Here is a 17,532-nt window from a genome sequence, read left to right as displayed (position 1 = left end):
CATGGACGACGCCCGCCGCTGGCGGCTGTCGTACACGCGGCGGCTCGCCTGGAGCGACCTCCTCGTGGTGGCCGGAGCCGTCGCGGGCGCGCAGCTGCTGTGGTTCGGTGTCGACTCCCGCCAGCTCGACGTGCCGGAGGAGCTCACGGCGTTCGCGGTGAACTACACCCTCTTCTCCCTCGCCCTGATCGGCGCGTGGGCGATCGCGCTGACCGTCGCGGCCACCCGGGAGCCCCGCATCGTGGGCGCCGGATCGGACGAGTACCGTCGCGTGACCTCGGCGACCCTGCAACTGTTCGGCGTCGTCGCCATCGCGGGGTTCGCCCTGCAGGTGCAGGTGAGCCGCGGCTATCTGCTCGTGGCGCTCCCGGTCGGGCTGCTCGCCCTGCTCGTCGAGCGCTGGGCGTGGAGGCGGTGGCTGCACTCCGTGCGCCGCACGGGCGGGTACAGCGCACGCTGCGTCGTGCTCGGAGGCAGCGAGGAGGTGCGGAACATCGTCGTCACCCTGCGGCAGCAGACGGATGCCGGCTACCGCCCGGTCGCGGCCTGCACCTCCGATCCCCGTCGGCTCGACGGGCTGGGCGACGGCATCCGCGTCGCCCCGATCGAGGAGCTCGCGTCGGTGATGGCCGAGACGGGCGCCGACACCGTCGTCGTCGTGTCGGGTCACGGCCTCTCCGCCCCGCAGCTGCGCGAGCTCTCGTGGTCGCTCGTGCCGGGCGACCAGCACCTCGTGGTGGTGCCGAACCTCGTCGACGTGGCCGGACCCCGCATCCATGCGCGACCGGTGGCCGGGCTGCCGCTCGTGCACGTGGAGACGCCGCGCTACCGGGGAGCGAGCCGTTTCACGAAGCGCGCCTTCGACGTGCTCGGCGCGCTGCTCGCCGTGGTGGTGCTCTCGCCCGTGCTGCTGGCGACCGTGGTCGCCGTGCGGGTCACGAGCCCCGGACCGGTGCTCTTCACCCAGACGCGGATCGGCAAGGACGGCGAGCCGTTCCGGATGCACAAGTTCCGCTCGATGCGGCTGGGGGCGGACGCCGAGCTCGCGGAGCTCCTGGAGGCGCAGGGCACGGCCGAGACCCCCCTCTTCAAGGTGCGGGACGATCCGCGCCTCACCCGCATCGGCGCCTTCCTGCGTCGCACGAGCATCGACGAGCTGCCGCAGCTGTTCGACGTGCTGCGCGGGGCGATGTCGCTCGTCGGACCGCGGCCGCAGGTTCCCGCCGAGATCGCGCTGTACGACCATCTCGCCTCCCGGCGGCTCACCGTGAAGCCCGGCATCACCGGCCTCTGGCAGGTGAGCGGACGCAGCGCGCTCGGCTGGGAGGACGCGGTGCGACTCGACCTCTACTACGTCGAGAACTGGTCTCTCGTCGGCGACATCGTGCTGCTGTGGCGCACCGGACGCGCGGTGCTGGCGCGACGCGGCGCCTACTGACCGGCGGCGGTCGGCGTCGGCGCTCAGCGGCGGGTCTGCTCCGAACCCGAGAGGCGCTGCGCGAGGTAGATCGGAACGATCGACACCACGACGAGCACCACCGCGATGACGGCGACGATCGGCGCCTGGTTCGGCCGGAACATGTTGTTCAGGATGAAGATCGGCAGCGTCGTCACCCCCGACCCGGCGGTGAAGGTGGTGACGATGATCTCGTCGAAGCTGAGAGCGAAGGCGAGCAGGCCCCCGGCCAGCAGGGCGGAGCGCAGCTGCGGGAAGGTCACCAGGCGGAACGTCGTCCACACCCCGGCGCCGAGGTCGGCCGACGCCTCCTCGAGGTTCACGCCGAGCCGCCGCAGGCGCGCGATGACGTTGTTGAAGACCGTCACGATGCAGAACGTCGCGTGGGCGATCACGACCGTCCAGATCGACAGCGGCACCCCCAGGATGGTGCGGAAGAAGTTGTTGAGCGCGATGCCGGTGATGATGCCGGGCAGCGCGATCGGCAGCACGACGAGCAGCGAGATGGCATCCCGCCCGAAGAAGGCGAAACGCTGCAGCGCGAGCGAGATGAGGGTGCCGAGCACGAGCGCCACCGCGGTCGCGACGACCGCCACCGCGACGCTCGTGCCGACCGCGTCGAGGGCGCCCGCGCTCTGGAAGGCGCGCCCCCACCACTCGAGCGTGAAGCCGGGCGGCGGCCAGCTGAGCGAGGTCGAGGTCGAGAACGAGTTCGCGAGCACCACGAGCAGGGGCAGGTAGATCACCACCAGGATGAGGGCGGTCACCGCCCCCAGCGTGATCCGCGCCGCGCGTCCGAGTCGCATCCGTCGTCCTAGAGGTTGTCGAGGGCGCCCGTGCGACGCACGAGCGCGAGGTAGCCGAAGATGATCACGATCGGGATGAGCGCGATCGCCGCCGCGAGCGGCAGGTTGTTGGCGGCGCCCACGTTCGTGTAGACGAGGTTGCCGAGCATCTGGCTCGCGCCGCCGACGATGTTGACGGTGATGTAGTCGCCGAGCGAGAGCGAGAAGCTGAAGATCGTGCCGGCGACGATCGCCGGGAACGCGAGCGGCAGCACGACGCTGCGCATGGTGCGCCAGGTGCGCCCGCCGAGGTCCGACGACGCCTCGAGCAGCGAGTCGGGCACCCGCTCGAGGCCCGCGTAGATCGGCAGGATCACGTAGGGCAGCCAGAGGTAGGAGAGGGTGATGATCGTCGCGGTGAGCCCGTAGCCGGGGGTGTGCAGGCCGAGCGGCGCCAGCAGCCATTCGAGGATGCCGTCCTGCGACAGCACCGACCGCCAGGCGTAGGCCTTGACGAGGTAGCTCGCCCACAGCGGCATCAGCACCGCGATGACGAGGATGCGCTGCAGGCGCGGCCCCGCGACCTTCGCCATGAAGAACGCGATCGGCAGGGCCAGCAGCACGTCGATCACGGTGACCGCCGCCGCGACGCCGACCGTGCGGAGGGTGACCGTCTGGTACAGCGCGCCCGTCAGCACCGTGACGATGTTGTCGAGGGTCCAGTCGATGCGGATCTCGCCCGTGAACGAGTCGACGGTCCAGAACGCCGTGACGAGCAGCAGCACGAGCGCGACGATGTAGACGACGACGAGCCAGAACAGCGGCGCGGCGAGCAGGAGCCCGAGCCGGACCCGCGGATGCGCGGTCAGGAACGCGGAACCCCGGCGGGCCGCGCTCGCCCGCGGCAGGGCGGGGGCGCGCCGGGTGGTGTGCGCGGATGTCACGGATGCTCCTCGGAGGGGGGTGCCGGGGCGGCGCTCGCGCACCGCCCCGGCGGGTGGATCAGCCCTTGATCTCGGACCAGGCCTCGGTCCACTTCGAGTAGTCGACGCACTCCACGTCGGTGCGTCCGTCGACGCACTCGGCGATCGGCGTGGTCCAGTACCAGATCTTCGACGCGTAGTCGGCGTCGCCGGCGTGGTACGCCTCGCAGTCGTCGCGGAAGTCGCACGCCGCATCGCTCGACGGCGCCTCACCGAAGTAGGCGGTCGCCTGTGCGTTGACCTCGGGGCTGGCGATCCAGTCGAGCCACGCGTACGCGCAGTTCGGGCTCTTCGCCTTCGACGCGATCATCCAGGTGTCCGACCAGCCGGTCGCCCCCTCGTCGGGCAGCACGACCGCGGTGTTCGACACCTCGCCCGCGAGCACGTTCTGGATGACCTGCCAGGTGGTGCCGACGACCGAGTCGCCCGACTCGAAGGCCTGGATCTCCTTGAGGTAGTCGGACCAGTACTCGCCGACGTGCGAGCGCTGGGCCTTCAGCAGGTCGACGGCGGCCGCGAACTGCGTCTCGTCGAGCGCGTACGGGTTCGTGATGCCGAGGTCGGGCTCGTGCGCCATGAGGTACACCGCCGCATCGGCGATGTAGATCGGGGAGTCGTACGAGGTCACCTTGCCGGAGTAGGCGGAGGCGCCGTCGAACACGACGTCCCACGAGGTCGGCGCCGGGGAGACGACGTCGGTGTTGTACATGAGCAGGTTCGCGCCGTACCCGTGCGGCACGCCGTAGGAGACGCCGTCGACCGAGTTCCACTCCTTCTCCTTGAGGAAGTCGTAGACCCCGGCGTAGCTCGGGATGAGGTCGGTGTTCACGGGAGCCACGTCACCCGCCGCGATGAGGCGCAGCGTCGCGTCGCCGGAGGCCGCCACCACGTCGTAGTCGCCCGTCTTCATGAGGCTGACCGCCTCGTCGGAGGTGCCGTACGACTTGGAGACGACCGCGCATCCGGTCTTCTCGGTGAAGCCCGAGACCCAGTCGACCTCGGGATCGTTGCTGCCGTCCTCGACGTAGCCGGGCCAGGCGAGGATCGAGACGCTGCCCTCGAAGTCGCCGAGCTCCTCCTGCTCGGAGGCGGTACCGCCTCCACCGCCACCGGCGGTGCCGCAGGCGGCGAGCAGGGCGATCGCCCCGACCGCGGTGATGGATGCGGCGGCTGCGCGCCGGCCGCGGGAGATGGTCCTCATGCTGTGTTTCCTCTCGGTGTGGTGGGACGGTGGTGGTGCGGTGGTTCGTCGGGTGGCGTCAGGCGCCCGGAGGGATGAGAGCGACGACGTCCTCGTCGTGCCAGGTGACGTGCACCCGGTCGCCCCGGCCCGGGTCGACGGTGCGGGAGCGGTCGTTGCGCTCGAGCACGCTGATGCGCGGGCCGTCGTCGAGGTCGACGATGTGCCGCAGCCCGCTGCCGAGGTAGATCGAGTCGACCACCGTGCCGGCCGCGCTGCGCTCACCGCCGGCGGCGCTCGGTGCGGCGGCCAGCGTGAGCTTCTCGGGGCGGATCGAGAACTCGCCCTCGCGCCCGAGCACGGTGCGCGCGTGGTCGGGACCGAACAGGTTGGTGGTGCCGACGAAGTCGGCGACGAAATGCGAGGCGGGGTTCTCGTACAGCTCGCGCGGGGTGCCCAGCTGCTCGATGCGGCCGTCGTGGAAGACGGCGACCCGGTCGGAGAGGGTGAGCGCCTCCTCCTGGTCGTGCGTCACGAAGATGAAGGTGATGCCGAGCTCGCGCTGGAGCTGCTTCAGCTCGACCTGCATCTGCTCGCGGAGCTTCAGGTCGAGTGCGCCGAGCGGCTCGTCGAGCAGCAGCGCCTTCGGCTCGACCACGGTCGCGCGGGCGAGGGCGACGCGCTGGCGCTGGCCCCCCGAGAGCTGGGCGGGCTTGCGGTCGGCGAAGCCGTCGAGCCGCACCGCGGCCAGGGCCCGCATCGCCCGCTCGCGCCGTTCGGCCCGGCCGACGCCCCGCACCCGCAGCCCGTAGGCGACGTTGTCGAGCACCGACATGTGCGGGAAGAGCGCGTAGTCCTGGAACACCGTGTTGACGGGCCGATCGAACGGCGGCGTGCGGGTGACGTCCGCTCCGAACAGCTCGATGGTGCCGCCCGTCGGCTGCTCGAATCCGGCGATCAGGCGCAGGACGGTGGTCTTGCCCGATCCCGACGGCCCGAGCATAGAGAAGAACTCGCCCTCCGCGATCTCCAGATCGACGTGGTCGACCGCCGTGACCGACGCGAACTCCTTGGTGAGCCCGGACAGTCGAATGGCCGGCTGCGCGGTCATCGTCCTCCTCGTGACATCCTCGTCGACTATTCATATAGAACCATATGTCTAGCGCACGTCGGGCGTGTTACGGTCGTGTCACGACTCGGCCCCCGCGCCGACTCCCCGCGACAGGACGACGCCGCCATGCCCCGCTCCACCGGACACCGGGACGCCACCCGCTCGGTGGTCTTCGCGCCCCTGGACGACGGCGCCGGGCGGGCCGAGCTCGTCGAGCGGCGCATCGGCGACGCCATCGTCGGCGGCCTGCTGCGCGACGGCGAGCGCCTCCCGAGCGAGGCCGAGCTCTCCCGCTCGCTCGGGGTCGCCCTGGTCACGGCGCGCGAAGCGCTCGAGTCGCTGCGCGACCACGGCCTCGTGCGGACCCGACGCGGGCGCGACGGGGGCAGCTTCGTGACCTACGACCGCGAGGCGGCTGCACGCACCCTCCAGGCGCGGCTGCAGGGGCACTCCCGCATCGAGCTGCGCGACCTCGCCGTGCACCTGTCGGCGATCGCCGGAACCGCCGCGGAGCTCGCGGCCGATCGCGCGAGCGACGACGACCTGGAGAGCCTCGTCGCCATCCACCACGACGCCGACCTCCGCACCGAGGGCGGCGCCCGGCGCGCGCTGCTGCGCTTCCAGCTCGAGGTCGCCGCGATCAGCCAGTCCCCGCGCCTCGTGCGGGAAGAGGTGCGGCTGCAGGCGGAGGCGGGGCCCCTCGTGTGGCTGTGCCTGCGCGAGGCGGAGTACCGTGAGCGCACCGCCGTCGCGCGCACCGAGGTGATCGCCGCGATCCGGGAGGTCGCCCCGGCCGCCGCCCGGTCCGCCGTCCTCTCGCTCATCGACGACGCGACCGGATGGCTCATCGACGAGAAGCTGCGCCTCGAGACGGGAGACCCCGCATGACCGCGACCACCGCACCCGCACCCGCGCGCGCCGCCGAGGAGGTGGCAGGCATCGTCGAGGACCTCTTCACCACGGTGGACGGATGGCGCCGGCGACTCGAAGCCCACCTGGAGGCCGCCGAACCCACGGCCCGCACCCTCGACCCGGTCGTCGAGGAGTTCGCCGTCCCCGCCGTGACCGACGACCCGCTCATCACCGGGGCCGGCTTCGTCGCCGCCCCCGGCTTGCTGAGCGACGCGCGCTGGCACCTCGCGTGGTGGCTCGGGTCACCCGGCGCCGAGGTGCGGCGCCTCGCCACCGTCGACGACGAGACGAGCGACAGCTTCCGCGACTACACGACCCTCGAATGGTGGCGCATCCCGTTCCGCACCGGCGCGCGGCACCTCACCGGGCCCTACGTCGACTACCTGTGCACCGACGACTACGCCGTCACCCTGACCGTGCCGATCGTCGTCGAGGACCGGTTCCTCGGGGTGGTCGGATGCGACGCGCTCGTCGACCGCATCGAGTCGCGCGTGCTGCCCGGGCTGCGGGGCCTCGGCGCACCCGCCGCGCTCGTCAACGCCTCGGGCCGCATCGTCGCGGCGACCGACGCACGGCGGGAGCCCGGGGCGATCCTCCGGCTCGACGGGCTGGCCGAGGCGCTCGCCCCGCTGCGGGAGGCGCATCCGGATGCGATCGACCTGCGCCTGCCCGGCGGCCAGGCGGTGCGCTCCTGCGGGGCGAGCTCGCTCGCGCTCGTCGTCGGCTAGGGCTCAGCCCTCGAGCCGCTCGCCGAGCACCAGCCAGCGCTCCTCGAGCTCGGCCGACTCCGACTCGAGCGCGGCCAGCTCGGCCTGCAGGCGCTGGAGCTCGGCGTAGTCGCTCTGGTCGGCGACGGCGAACGCGTCGTGCTGGGCGGTGATCGCGTCGGCCACCCTGCCCATGCGGCGCTCGACGGCGGCGAACTCCTTCTCGAGCGTGCGGCGCTCGGCGCCGGTGAGGGCGGGAGGGTGGTCTCGCGACGCGTCCGGCTCCGCCGGGCGCTCCTCGACCACCGGCGAGCGAGACGGGCGCTCCTCGACCACCGGCGAGGGCAGGGCGAGGTACTCGTCGACACCTCCGGGGAGGTGGCGCATCCGCCCGCCCCGCACCGCGTACTGCTGATCGGTGACGCGCTCGATCAGGTACCGGTCGTGCGAGACGACGAGCAGAGTGCCCGGCCAGGAGTCGAGCAGGTCCTCCATGGCGGCGAGCATGTCGGTGTCGAGGTCGTTGGTGGGCTCGTCGAGGATCAGCACGTTGGGCTCGTCGAGCAGGATGAGCAGCAGCTGCAGGCGGCGCTTCTGGCCCCCCGAGAGATCCTTCACGGGCGTCGAGAGCTGCGCGTTCGAGAAGCCCAGCCGCTCGAGCAGCTGCCCCGGGGTGAGCTCGGCCCCCGACCCGGTGCGATACGCGGCCCGCTGGCGGCCGATCACGTCGGCCACCCGATCCTGCGCGATCTCGTCGAGCTCCGCGAGGCGCTGGTCGAGCACCGCGATGCGCACCGTCTTGCCGGTCTTCACCCGCCCGGCCGTCGGCTGCACGGCGCCCGAGACGAGACCCAGCAGCGTCGACTTGCCCGCCCCGTTGACGCCGAGGATGCCGGTGCGCTCGCCGGGCGCGATGCGCCAGGTCACGTCGTGCAGGATCTCGCGCGCGCCGCCCGCCGCATCCGGGTACGACACCGAGACGTCGACGAGGTCGACGACATCCTTGCCGAGCCGCGAGGTGGCGAGCTGCTCGAGGGCGACCCGGTCGCGCACCGGGGGCACGTCGGCGATGAGGGCGTTCGCGGCATCGATGCGGAACTTGGGCTTGCTCGTGCGGGCCGGGGCACCGCGGCGCAGCCAGGCGAGCTCCTTGCGCATGAGGTTCTGGCGCTTCGCCTCGGATGCCGCCGCCATCCGGTCGCGCTCCACCCGCTGCAGCACGTAGGCGGCGTACCCGCCCTCGAAGGGCTCGACGACGCCGTCGTGCACCTCCCAGGTGTCGGTGGAGATCTCGTCGAGGAACCAGCGGTCGTGGGTGACCACGACGAGGCCGCCCTGATTCCTCGACCAGCGGCCCTTCAGATGCTCGGCGAGCCACGCGACGCCCTCGATGTCGAGGTGGTTGGTGGGCTCGTCGAGGAACACGACGTCCCAGTCGCGGCTCAGCAGTGCGGCGAGCGCCACCCGACGGCGCTGACCGCCCGAGAGGTCGCCGATGCGGGCATCCCACGGCAGGTCGCCGAGGAGGCCCCGGATGACGTCGCGCACCTTCGCGTCGCCCGCCCACTCGTGCTCGGCTCGGTCGCCGACCACCGCGTGGTGCACGGTCTCGTCGTCGGGCAGCGCGTCCGACTGGTCGAGCATGCCGATGCGCGTGCCGCCGCGCACGGTGACCCGCCCCGCGTCGGGCTGCTGGCGTCCGGCCAGGATGCGCAGCAGGGTCGACTTGCCGTCGCCGTTGCGGCCGACGACACCGATGCGGTCGCCCTCGTCGAGCCCGACGGTGACGTCGTCGAAGACGTCCTTCGTGGGGAACGAGAGGGAGATGCCTTCGGCGCCGAGCAGGTGTGCCACCCGACGAGCCTAGGCGGGCGGCGCCTCAGTCGACGCCGCGCGACCACGCCGGTACCCGATCGCGGCGCAGGCGGCGGACAGCTGGGGAGACGATTCAGTCTCCGACGATGCGGGCGCCGTGCACGGGACCGGTGGCGCGCACGACGTTGAGCCGGGACGCCGAGAGGGCGACCTGCAGTTCGAGCGCCGAGTCGACATCCGCCGTGAGGAAGGCGACCGTCGGGCCGGAGCCCGACACGATGCCGGCGAGCGCGCCGTTCTGCTCCCCCAGCTCGAGCACGTCGGCGAGCGAGGGCTCGAGGTGCAGGGCGGGCGCCTGCAGGTCGTTGTGCAGGGCCTCGGCGAGCATGTGCGGGTCGCCCGCGCGCAGGGCGTGCAGCACGGCGGCATCGACCGAGGGCCGCGGATCGGCGGGGAAGATGTCGAGGGCGTGCCGGCGCCGGTGCTCGTCGAGCTCGGCGTAGACGGCCGGGGTCGAGAGCCCGAAGTCGGCGAGGGCGAGCACCCAGTGGAAGGTGCCCTGCGCGAGCGCGGGCGAGAGCTCGTCGCCGCGCCCGGTGCCGATCGCGGTTCCGCCGGTGAACGCGAACGGCACGTCGGCGCCGAGCTTGCGGGCGAGCTCGAGCATCTCGTCGCGCGGCAGCTCGGTGCCCCACAGGGCGTCGCACGCGACCAGGGTGGCCGCGGCGTCCGCCGACCCGCCGCCCATGCCGCCCGTCACGGGCACGTGCTTCTCGATGCGGATGTGCACACCGCCCGCATGGCCGGTGCGCGCCGCGAGCAGGCGCGCGGCCTTGATCGCGATGTTGCCGCCGTCGAGCGGCACCCGCGAGAGCTCGACCGAACCGGTGACCTCGACCGAGAAGTCGTCGGCGAGGGTCGCGCGCACGTCCTCGTAGAGCGAGACCGCCTGGTAGGCGATCGCGACATCGTGATATCCGGTGTCGTCGATGGCCCCCACCTTCAGGAAGACGTTGATCTTCCCCGGCGCCTTGACGTGCACCGAGGCGCGTCCGGAGGTGGTCATTCCTCCACCCTAGGGGAGGTGGAACGCATCGTTCACCCGCGGGCGAGCGCCACCCGGAGGTAGTCGGCGACCGTCAACTGCTCGCCCCGCGCGGTGGGGTCGACACCGGCCACCTCGAGCGTGGCGGATGCGGCCGCCGAACCGCCCAGCGCATCCGCGAGCGCCTGACGGAGCATCTTGCGGCGCTGCCCGAAGGCGGCGTCGACGAGGGCGAAGACGGCCTCGCGCTGCTCGTCGGTGCCCGGCAGCTCGCCGCGGCGGAACCGCACGAGCACGGAGTCGACGTTGGGCACCGGCCAGAACACCTGCCGGCTGATGGTGCCCGCGATCGACCAGTCGCCGTACCACGACGCCTTGACACTCGGCGAGCCGTAGACGCGGGAGCCCGGGCCGGCGGCGAGACGGTGCCCGACCTCGGCCTGCACCATGACGAGGGCGCTCGTGAGGCTCGGAACGACGTGCAGCAGGTGCAGCAGCACGGGGACCGAGACGTTGTAGGGCAGGTTGGCGACGAGCGCCGTCGGGTCGCCGGCGACGGCCTCGACGCGCAGCGCGTCGGCCGTGACGACCTCGAGCGGCGCGCCCGGCTGCATCGCCTCGACGGTGGCCGGCAGCTGGGCGGCGAGTCGCCTGTCGATCTCGATCGCGGTGACCCGCGCGCCCGCCTCGAGCAGGCCGAGGGTGAGCGAGCCGAGCCCGGGGCCGACCTCGACGACGTGCTCCCCCGGCACCACCTCGGCGCTGCGCACGATCTTGCGCACGGTGTTGCCGTCGACGACGAAGTTCTGGCCGAGCTTCTTGGTGGGCTGCAGGTCGAGGGCGTCGGCGAGGTCGCGGATCTCGGCGGGTCCGAGGAGCGCGCTCATGTGTGGTCTCGAGACGCGTCGTGCTCCGCACGGCGCTCCTCGACCACCTGGGCGTCGAAGGGGCCGCGGGGGGCGTCGACGGGCTCGTCGTCCCAGTGGCCGTAGACCTCCTCGGTGGTGGAGGAGATCTGCGCGGCGAGCATCGACGCGTCGGTGCCGAGGTGCGCCGCCATCGCGCGCAGGGTGTGCGGGATGAGGTACGGCGCGTTCGGCCGCCCGCGGAAGGGCGTCGGGGTCAGGTACGGCGCATCCGTCTCGATGAGGATGCGCGAGCGCGGGATCACCTCGAGCGCGTCCCGCAGGTTCTGTGCGTTCTTGAAGGTGACGGTGCCGGCGAAGGAGAGGTACCAGCCGCGCTCGGCCACGAGCCGCGCGAACTCGGCATCGCCCGAGAAGCAGTGGAACACGACGCGCTCCGGCGCCCCGAGCCGGTCGAGGGTCTCGACGACCTCGCGATGCGCGTCGCGGTCGTGGATCTGCAGGGCCAGCCCGTGCCGCTTCGCCATGTCGATGTGCGCCTCGAAGGAGCGGAACTGCGCGTCGCGCCCCGACTCGTCGGTGCGGAAGAAGTCGAGGCCGGTCTCGCCGATCGCCCGCACCCGGGGGCGGGTGGCGAGCTCGTCGATGCCGGCCAGGTGCTGGTCGAGCAGGCCGCGGGCGAGCAGCTCGGGGGTGTCGTTCGGATGCAGCGCCACGGCCGCGAGCACGCGCGGCTCGACGGCCGCGACCTCGGCGCTCCAGCGGGAGGTCGCGAGGTCGGTGCCGACCTGCACGACGCCCTTCACCCCGACGCTCGAGGCGCGGTCGAGGTGCTCCCGGTAGTCGAGGGGCTCGCCGGAGTCGGCGATCTCCAGGTGGGTGTGGTTGTCGTAGACGGGCACCACGAGCGCCTCGGGCAGGGGCGGGTAGTCCCGGGGCGGCCCGTCCGGGGCCTCCCTCGCTCGCAGGAACGCGTCCGTCACGCGGCTCCCGAATCCGCCGTCGCCGGCTCCTCGATCCGCGGGAACAGCGCCTCGAGCGCGCGCACCGTCGAGCCCGCGGGCAGCGCGCCCCAGGCGCCGGCCTCGCGGATGCGCTGCTCGGCCAGCGGACCGAGCGCGTCCTCCGCACCGAGCGCCGTCCACAGCTTCGCGGTCGCCTTCGGCACGATCGGCGCGAGCAGCACCGCGAGCGCCCGCAGACCCTCGGATGCCGTGTAGAGCACGGTGCCGAGGCGGGCGCGCTGCGCCTCGTCCTTCGCGAGCACCCACGGCTCCTGCGCGGTGACGTAGCCGTTCAGCTCGTCGACGATCGTCCAGATCGCGGCGATGGCCTCGTTGATCGCGAAGCGCTCGATCGCGGCGTCGGCATCGGCGGCGGCCTTCGCGACCGTCGCCTGCACCGCCAGGTCGGCATCCGCGTACTCCGCGGGGGCGGGCAGCACCCCGTCGTAGTAGCGGTCGACCATCGCGACCACCCGCGAGGCGAGGTTGCCGAAGCCGTTCGCGAGCTCGGCCTGGTAGCGGGCCGACAGGTCCTCCCAGCTGAACGAGCCGTCCTGGCCGAAGGTGATGGCACGCAGGAAGTAGTAGCGGAACGCATCCGAGCCGAAGGTGTCGGTGATCTGCTGCGGGGCGATGCCGGTGAGCTTCGACTTCGACATCTTCTCGCCGCCGACCAGCAGCCAGCCGTGGCCGAACACCTTGTGCGGCACCGGGAGACCGGCGGCCATCAGCATGGCCGGCCAGATGACGGCGTGGAAGCGGGCGATGTCCTTGCCGACCAGGTGGTAGGCGGGCCAGCGGCGCGCGAACCGCTCGTCGTCGGCGCCGTAGCCGACCGCGGTGGCGTAGTTCAGCAGGGCGTCGAACCACACGTAGACGACGTGCGACTCGTCCCACGGCACCTTGATGCCCCAGTCGAAGCTCGACCGCGAGATCGACAGATCCGAGAGCCCCTGCCGCACGAACTGGATGATCTCGTTGCGCACGCTCTCCGGCTGCACGAAGTCGGGCTGCGTCTCGTACAGGTCGAGCAGCGCGTCCTGGAACTCGCTCATCTTGAAGAAGTAGTTCTTCTCGCGCAGGATCTCGACCGGGCGGGAGTGGATGCGGCACACCAGCTGCCCCGCGTAGTCGCCGACCTCGGTGAGCTCGAGGTCGTCGAGCTGCTTGTACTCCTCGCAGCCGACGCAGTAGTAGCCCTCGTACTCGCCCGAGTAGATGAACCCGTCGTCGTGCAGCTTCTGCAGGAACACCGCGACCGCGTCCTCGTGGCGGGCCTCGGTGGTGCGGATGAAGTCGTCGTTGGCGATGTCGATCGTCTCGAGCAGCGGCTTCCACGCGGAGTCGACGAGGCGGTCCGCCCACTCCTTGGGCTCGACGCCGTTCGCCACGGCGGTGCGCAGGATCTTCTGGCCGTGCTCGTCGGTCCCGGTGAGCAGCCAGGTGTCGTCGCCCGCCTGACGGTGCCAGCGGGCGAGCACATCGGCCGCGACCTCCGTGTAGGCGTGCCCGATGTGGGGCACGTCGTTGACGTAGAAGATCGGGGTCGTGATGTAGAAGCTCTCGCCGGACGGCATGCGCACGAGTCTAGTTGGGGCGCTTCTCGTGTGACGGCGGTCGGCGCGAGCCGAGCGCCGCCTCGTAGAGCTCGCGACGGCTGAGACCGGTCGCCTCGGCGACCTCGGCGGTCGCCTCCTTCAGGCGGGTTCCGGATGCGGTGAGCGCGTGCACCTGGGCGAGCGCGTCGTCGAAGGAGGCGGTGGCGGGCGCGGCGCCGGCGACCACCAGCACGAGCTCGCCGCGGGTGCCGTCGGCGTAGCGCTCGGCGAGCTCGGCGAGGGTGCCGCGCGCGACCTCCTCGTGCAGCTTGGTCAGCTCGCGGCACACGGCGCCGCGGCGCTCCGGTCCGAACGCGGCCGCGAGGTCGGCGAGCGCGTCGGCGACACGGTGCGGCGACTCGAAGAAGACGAGGGTGCGGGGTTCGGTCGCGAGTGCGCGGAGCGCCGCGAGGCGGCCCTTGCGCGGCAGGAAGCCCTCGAAGCAGAAGCGGTCGGTCGGCAGGCCCGACACGGCGAGCGCGGTCAGCACCGCGGACGGGCCGGGGATCGCGGTGACGGCGACCCCCGCATCCGCCGCCGCCGCGACGAGCGGGAAGCCGGGGTCGGAGACGGTCGGCATGCCGGCGTCCGAGAGCACGAGCAGGTCGCCGTCGCGCGCGAGCTCGACCAGTTCGGCGGCCTTCGCCGACTCGTTGTGCTCGTGCAGCGCGATGAGCCGCGGGCGGTTCTCGATGCCGAGAGCCCGGAGCAGCTGCACGGTGGTGCGGGTGTCCTCGGCGGCGACGACCTCCGCGTTCTCGAGCGCCTCGACGAGCCGCCGCGAGGCGTCGCCGAGGTTGCCGATGGGCGTCGCCGCGAGGATGATCACCCCCTCATCCTGCCGCGCCATCCGCACCACCCCCTCCCCCGCTGCAGAAATGCAGGATGCCTGGTGCAGAAATGCAGGAGATCCGGCCCCGCGGAACCCGCCGAACCCGGATATCCGGCGCGGCATCCGGGGATCTCCTGCATTTCTGAGGGGGGCTCCTGCATTTCTGCACGCGGCCGCCTCTCCCGCTCAGGATCGACGGCGGCGGCGCGGATACGATGCGGGCATGGATGAGCGCGCGGCCGAGTTCGAGCGCGCCGTCCACGGCCCGGACGGCCCGCCGCCTCACGAGCGCACCGGCTCACGGCTCGACGAGGCGTGGCGGCGCTGGATGGGCGACCCCCGCCTCCGCCGCGCCTGGGACGGGGGCGCCCCCGCCGTCGTGCTCGCGGTGGCCGCCGCGACCCGCCTGATCGGTCTCGACCAGCCGCACCAGCTCGTCTTCGACGAGACGTACTACGTGAAGGACGCGTACACGCTCTCGCACCTCGGCTACGAGGCGCGCTGGCCCGACGACGCGAACGCGTCGTTCGCGGGCGGCGACCCCGACGTCTACCTCTCCGACGGCTCCTTCGTGGTGCATCCCCCGCTCGGCAAGTGGATCATCGGCGCCGGGATGGCGGCCTTCGGCACCGACAGCGCCTTCGGCTGGCGCATCGGGATCGCGGTGGTCGGCATCCTGCTCGTCGCGCTCACCATGCTCGTCGCCCGGAGGCTGTTCGCCTCGACCACCCTCGTGGTGGTCGCGGGCGGCCTGATGGCGATCGACGGCAACGCCATCGTCATGAGCAGGGTGTCGCTGCTCGACACCGGCATCGCGTTCTTCGCGCTGCTCGGCGCCTACTTCGTGCTGCTCGACCGCGGCTGGGCGAGCCGCCGCCTCCGCGCGCGGCTCGCCGCCGGGCCGCCGACCGCCTGGGGGCCGGTGCTGTGGTGGCGCCCGTGGCTGCTCGCGGCATCCCTCGCCTTCGGCTGCGCCGCGAGCGTGAAGTGGAACGGCTTCTTCTTCCTCGCGGTGTTCGGCGTCTACACGGTCGTGTCGGATGCGCTGATGCGCAGGCGCGCCGGGATCGAGCAGTGGGGCGCCGGCGCCGCGCTCCGCCAGGGGCCGGTGGACTTCGTGCTGCTCGTGCCCCTCGCGCTCGTCGTCTACCTGACGAGCTGGTGGGGCTGGTTCGCGAGCGACGGGGGCTACTACCGGCACTGGGTCGAGAGCGGCGGCGGCACCGCGTGGACGGGCCCGCTCGCCTGGGTGCCGACCGCCCTGCAGAACTGGTGGCACTACCAGGTGGCGATCTACGACTTCAACGCCGGGCTGTCGACCCCGCACAACTACCAGGCGAACCCGCTCACCTGGCTGTTCCTCGTGCGGCCGACGAGCATGTACTACGAGAACCTCGGCGGCGGCCAGGTCGCGGCGATCCTCGACCTCGCCAACCCGCTCATCTGGTGGGGCGGCACGGCGGCGCTCGTCTTCCTCGCGGTGCGGGTCGTGCGCGGGGTGCGACGCGGCCGGCGGGTGTGGCGCGACGCCTTCATCCTGACCGGGGTCGCAGCGGGGTACCTGCCGTGGCTGCTCTACCTGAACCGCACGGTCTTCCAGTTCTACACGATCGCCTTCGAGCCCTATCTGGTGCTCGCCCTGACCGCCGCGCTCGCCGCCGTCGCGGGCTCGCGCTCCGATCCGGAGCCGCGCCGCGTCGCCGGGCTCACGACCGTCGGCGTCTACCTCGCGCTCGCGGCGCTCGCCTCGGTGTTCTTCTGGCCGATGTGGACCGGCGAACCCGTCTCCGAGCTCTACATGCGGGCGCACTACTGGTTCCGCAGCTGGATCTGAGGCGGGGCCGCAACACACCGCAACACTCCCGGCCCGCCGGTAGCCTGAACGGATGCCAGACAGCGCCGCCGATCAGCCCGCCGCACCCGTCCACGGCTCCGACCACGCCTGGGGTTTCCGCACCCGCGCGATCCACGCCGGCAACATCCCCGACGCCGTGCACGGCGCCCGCGCCCTGCCGATCTACCAGTCGAGCGCGTTCGTGTTCGACGACACCGCGGATGCCGCGGCCCGCTTCGCGCTGCAGAAGTACGGCAACATCTACTCGCGCCTCGCGAACCCGACCGTCGCCTCCTTTGAGGAGCGCATCGCCTCGCTCGAGGGCGGCCTCGGGGCCGTCGCCACGGCGTCCGGGCTCTCGGCCGAGTTCATCACCTTCGCCTCCCTCGCGGGCGCCGGCGACCACATCGTGTCGGCGTCGAGCCTCTACGGCGGCTCGGTCACCCAGCTCGACGTGACGCTGCGCCGTTTCGGGGTCGACACCACCTTCGTCACCGGCACCGACCCGGCCGACTACGCGGCCGCGATCACAGAGAAGACGAAGCTGATCTTCGTCGAGTCGATCACCAACCCCTCGGGAGACATCGCCGACCTCGAGGGCCTCGCCGAGGTGGCGCACGCGCACCACCTGCCGCTCATCGTCGACTCGACCGTGGCCACCCCCTACCTCAACCGGCCGATCGAGTGGGGTGCGGATGTCGTGATCCACTCGGCCACCAAGTTCCTCGGCGGTCACGGCACCACCCTCGGCGGTGTCGTGGTGGAGTCCGGCCGCTTCCACTGGGCGAACGAGCGCTTCCCGCTGTTCGATGCGGAGGTGCCCCACTACGGCGGCCTCAACTGGCACGGCAACTTCGGCGAGTACGCCTTCCTCACGCGGCTGCGCGCCGAGCAGCTGCGCGACATCGGCCCGGTGCTCGCCCCGCATTCGGCGTTCCTGCTCGCGCAGGGTGTCGAGACGCTGCCGTTCCGCATGCAGGCGCACGTCGACAACGCCCGCACCGTGGCCGAGTTCCTCGCGGCCGACCCGCGCGTCGAGTTCGTGAACTGGGCGGGCCTGCCCTCGCATCCGCATCACGAGCGCGCACAGCGCTACTTCCCGAAGGGCCCCGGCGCGGTGTTCAGCTTCGGGGTGAAGGGCTCGGCGACCCGCGACTCGCGCTCGGTCGGCCAGACCTTCATCGAGTCGGTGGAGCTCGCGAGCCACCTCGCCAACATCGGCGACGCGAAGACCCTCGTGATCCACCCGGCGTCGACGACGCACGCGCAGCTCACCGGGCAGCAGCTGCTCGACGCGGGCGTGCTGCCGGGCCTCGTGCGCATCTCGGTCGGAATCGAGGACCCGGACGACATCCTGTACGACCTCGACCGAGCGCTGACCATCGCCGTCGGAGGAGAATAACC

The 17,532-nt window shown here is 72.1% G+C and carries 15 protein-coding genes; 5 read left to right on the top strand and 10 right to left on the bottom strand.

The window, feature by feature from the left end:
* Position 1: 1 nt before the first annotated feature.
* Entirely contained in the window at positions 2–1,438 is a 1,437-nt protein-coding gene (locus tag NUH29_RS11770; protein WP_258799364.1) for a sugar transferase, read from the top strand.
* 23 nt (positions 1,439–1,461) lie between these two features.
* Here the strand turns inward: NUH29_RS11770 and NUH29_RS11765 are convergent, their stop codons facing one another.
* The 4 genes from NUH29_RS11765 to NUH29_RS11750 are packed head-to-tail and all read right to left on the bottom strand — an operon-like array spanning position 1,462 to position 5,515.
* Positions 1,462–2,262, bottom strand: coding sequence for an ABC transporter permease (locus NUH29_RS11765; RefSeq protein WP_258799363.1), 801 nt, complete (start codon positions 2,260–2,262; stop codon positions 1,462–1,464).
* Between the two features lie 8 nt (positions 2,263–2,270).
* Positions 2,271–3,185 (bottom strand): ABC transporter permease, encoded by a 915-nt coding sequence (locus tag NUH29_RS11760; protein ID WP_258799362.1) that lies wholly within the window; start codon positions 3,183–3,185, stop codon positions 2,271–2,273.
* A 58-nt stretch (positions 3,186–3,243) separates the two neighbouring features.
* Positions 3,244–4,425 (bottom strand): ABC transporter substrate-binding protein, encoded by a 1,182-nt coding sequence (locus tag NUH29_RS11755; RefSeq protein WP_258799361.1) that lies wholly within the window; start codon positions 4,423–4,425, stop codon positions 3,244–3,246.
* Between the two features lie 58 nt (positions 4,426–4,483).
* On the bottom strand, positions 4,484–5,515 hold the full coding sequence (locus NUH29_RS11750; protein ID WP_258799360.1) for an ABC transporter ATP-binding protein: 1,032 nt from the start codon (positions 5,513–5,515) through the stop codon (positions 4,484–4,486).
* 126 nt (positions 5,516–5,641) lie between these two features.
* Here NUH29_RS11750 and NUH29_RS11745 point away from each other — a divergent pair, with 126 nt between their 5' ends.
* Positions 5,642–6,403, top strand: coding sequence for a FadR/GntR family transcriptional regulator (locus tag NUH29_RS11745; protein ID WP_258799359.1), 762 nt, complete (start codon positions 5,642–5,644; stop codon positions 6,401–6,403).
* Positions 6,400–7,155, top strand: a complete 756-nt coding sequence (locus NUH29_RS11740; RefSeq protein WP_258799358.1) for a cache domain-containing protein — start codon at positions 6,400–6,402, stop codon at positions 7,153–7,155. The genes NUH29_RS11745 and NUH29_RS11740 overlap by 4 nt, the downstream gene beginning before the upstream one ends.
* 3 nt (positions 7,156–7,158) lie before the next feature.
* Here NUH29_RS11740 and NUH29_RS11735 read toward each other — a convergent pair whose 3' ends face one another.
* From NUH29_RS11735 to rsmI, 6 genes are all read right to left on the bottom strand, one after another.
* Positions 7,159–8,988: an ABC-F family ATP-binding cassette domain-containing protein gene (locus tag NUH29_RS11735; RefSeq protein WP_258799357.1), complete on the bottom strand. Its 1,830-nt coding sequence runs from the start codon at positions 8,986–8,988 to the stop codon at positions 7,159–7,161.
* 94 nt (positions 8,989–9,082) lie between these two features.
* Positions 9,083–10,015 (bottom strand): 4-(cytidine 5'-diphospho)-2-C-methyl-D-erythritol kinase, encoded by a 933-nt coding sequence (locus NUH29_RS11730; protein ID WP_258799356.1) that lies wholly within the window; start codon positions 10,013–10,015, stop codon positions 9,083–9,085.
* 32 nt (positions 10,016–10,047) lie between these two features.
* Positions 10,048–10,881, bottom strand: coding sequence for a 16S rRNA (adenine(1518)-N(6)/adenine(1519)-N(6))-dimethyltransferase RsmA (gene rsmA, locus NUH29_RS11725; RefSeq protein WP_258799354.1), 834 nt, complete (start codon positions 10,879–10,881; stop codon positions 10,048–10,050).
* Positions 10,878–11,843, bottom strand: coding sequence for a TatD family hydrolase (locus NUH29_RS11720; protein ID WP_258799353.1), 966 nt, complete (start codon positions 11,841–11,843; stop codon positions 10,878–10,880). Before NUH29_RS11720 ends, rsmA begins: the two co-directional genes overlap by 4 nt.
* The gene (gene metG, locus NUH29_RS11715) at positions 11,840–13,441 is read right to left on the bottom strand and encodes a methionine--tRNA ligase (RefSeq protein WP_258799352.1); all 1,602 of its coding nucleotides are present in this window, start codon (positions 13,439–13,441) and stop codon (positions 11,840–11,842) included. The genes NUH29_RS11720 and metG overlap by 4 nt, the downstream gene beginning before the upstream one ends.
* A gap of 10 nt (positions 13,442–13,451) precedes the next feature.
* Entirely contained in the window at positions 13,452–14,291 is an 840-nt protein-coding gene (gene rsmI / locus NUH29_RS11710) for a 16S rRNA (cytidine(1402)-2'-O)-methyltransferase (protein WP_258799351.1), read from the bottom strand.
* 226 nt (positions 14,292–14,517) lie between these two features.
* On the opposite strand from rsmI, the gene NUH29_RS11705 reads away from it, so the two are divergent.
* Both NUH29_RS11705 and NUH29_RS11700 read left to right on the top strand, forming a co-directional pair.
* Positions 14,518–16,128: a dolichyl-phosphate-mannose--protein mannosyltransferase gene (locus tag NUH29_RS11705; RefSeq protein WP_258799350.1), complete on the top strand. Its 1,611-nt coding sequence runs from the start codon at positions 14,518–14,520 to the stop codon at positions 16,126–16,128.
* 52 nt (positions 16,129–16,180) lie between these two features.
* Positions 16,181–17,530, top strand: a complete 1,350-nt coding sequence (locus tag NUH29_RS11700) for an O-acetylhomoserine aminocarboxypropyltransferase/cysteine synthase family protein (protein WP_258799349.1) — start codon at positions 16,181–16,183, stop codon at positions 17,528–17,530.
* The last annotated feature ends 2 nt before the right edge of the window (positions 17,531–17,532 follow it).

Source organism: Protaetiibacter mangrovi (assembly GCF_024752305.1).
Classification (GTDB): domain Bacteria; phylum Actinomycetota; class Actinomycetes; order Actinomycetales; family Microbacteriaceae; genus Homoserinibacter; species Homoserinibacter mangrovi.
This window is presented reverse-complemented; position numbering and strand designations above follow the sequence as displayed.

Coding starts and splice junctions, on each gene's coding strand:
- NUH29_RS11770 (WP_258799364.1), top strand. CDS start 2: ATGGACGACGCCCGCCGCTGGCGGCTGTCGTACACGCGGCGGCTCGCC.
- NUH29_RS11765 (WP_258799363.1), bottom strand. CDS start 2,262: ATGCGACTCGGACGCGCGGCGCGGATCACGCTGGGGGCGGTGACCGCC.
- NUH29_RS11755 (WP_258799361.1), bottom strand. CDS start 4,425: ATGAGGACCATCTCCCGCGGCCGGCGCGCAGCCGCCGCATCCATCACC.
- NUH29_RS11750 (WP_258799360.1), bottom strand. CDS start 5,515: ATGACCGCGCAGCCGGCCATTCGACTGTCCGGGCTCACCAAGGAGTTC.
- NUH29_RS11745 (WP_258799359.1), top strand. CDS start 5,642: ATGCCCCGCTCCACCGGACACCGGGACGCCACCCGCTCGGTGGTCTTC.
- NUH29_RS11740 (WP_258799358.1), top strand. CDS start 6,400: ATGACCGCGACCACCGCACCCGCACCCGCGCGCGCCGCCGAGGAGGTG.
- NUH29_RS11730 (WP_258799356.1), bottom strand. CDS start 10,015: ATGACCACCTCCGGACGCGCCTCGGTGCACGTCAAGGCGCCGGGGAAG.
- rsmA (WP_258799354.1), bottom strand. CDS start 10,881: ATGAGCGCGCTCCTCGGACCCGCCGAGATCCGCGACCTCGCCGACGCC.
- metG (WP_258799352.1), bottom strand. CDS start 13,441: ATGCCGTCCGGCGAGAGCTTCTACATCACGACCCCGATCTTCTACGTC.
- NUH29_RS11705 (WP_258799350.1), top strand. CDS start 14,518: ATGGATGAGCGCGCGGCCGAGTTCGAGCGCGCCGTCCACGGCCCGGAC.
- NUH29_RS11700 (WP_258799349.1), top strand. CDS start 16,181: ATGCCAGACAGCGCCGCCGATCAGCCCGCCGCACCCGTCCACGGCTCC.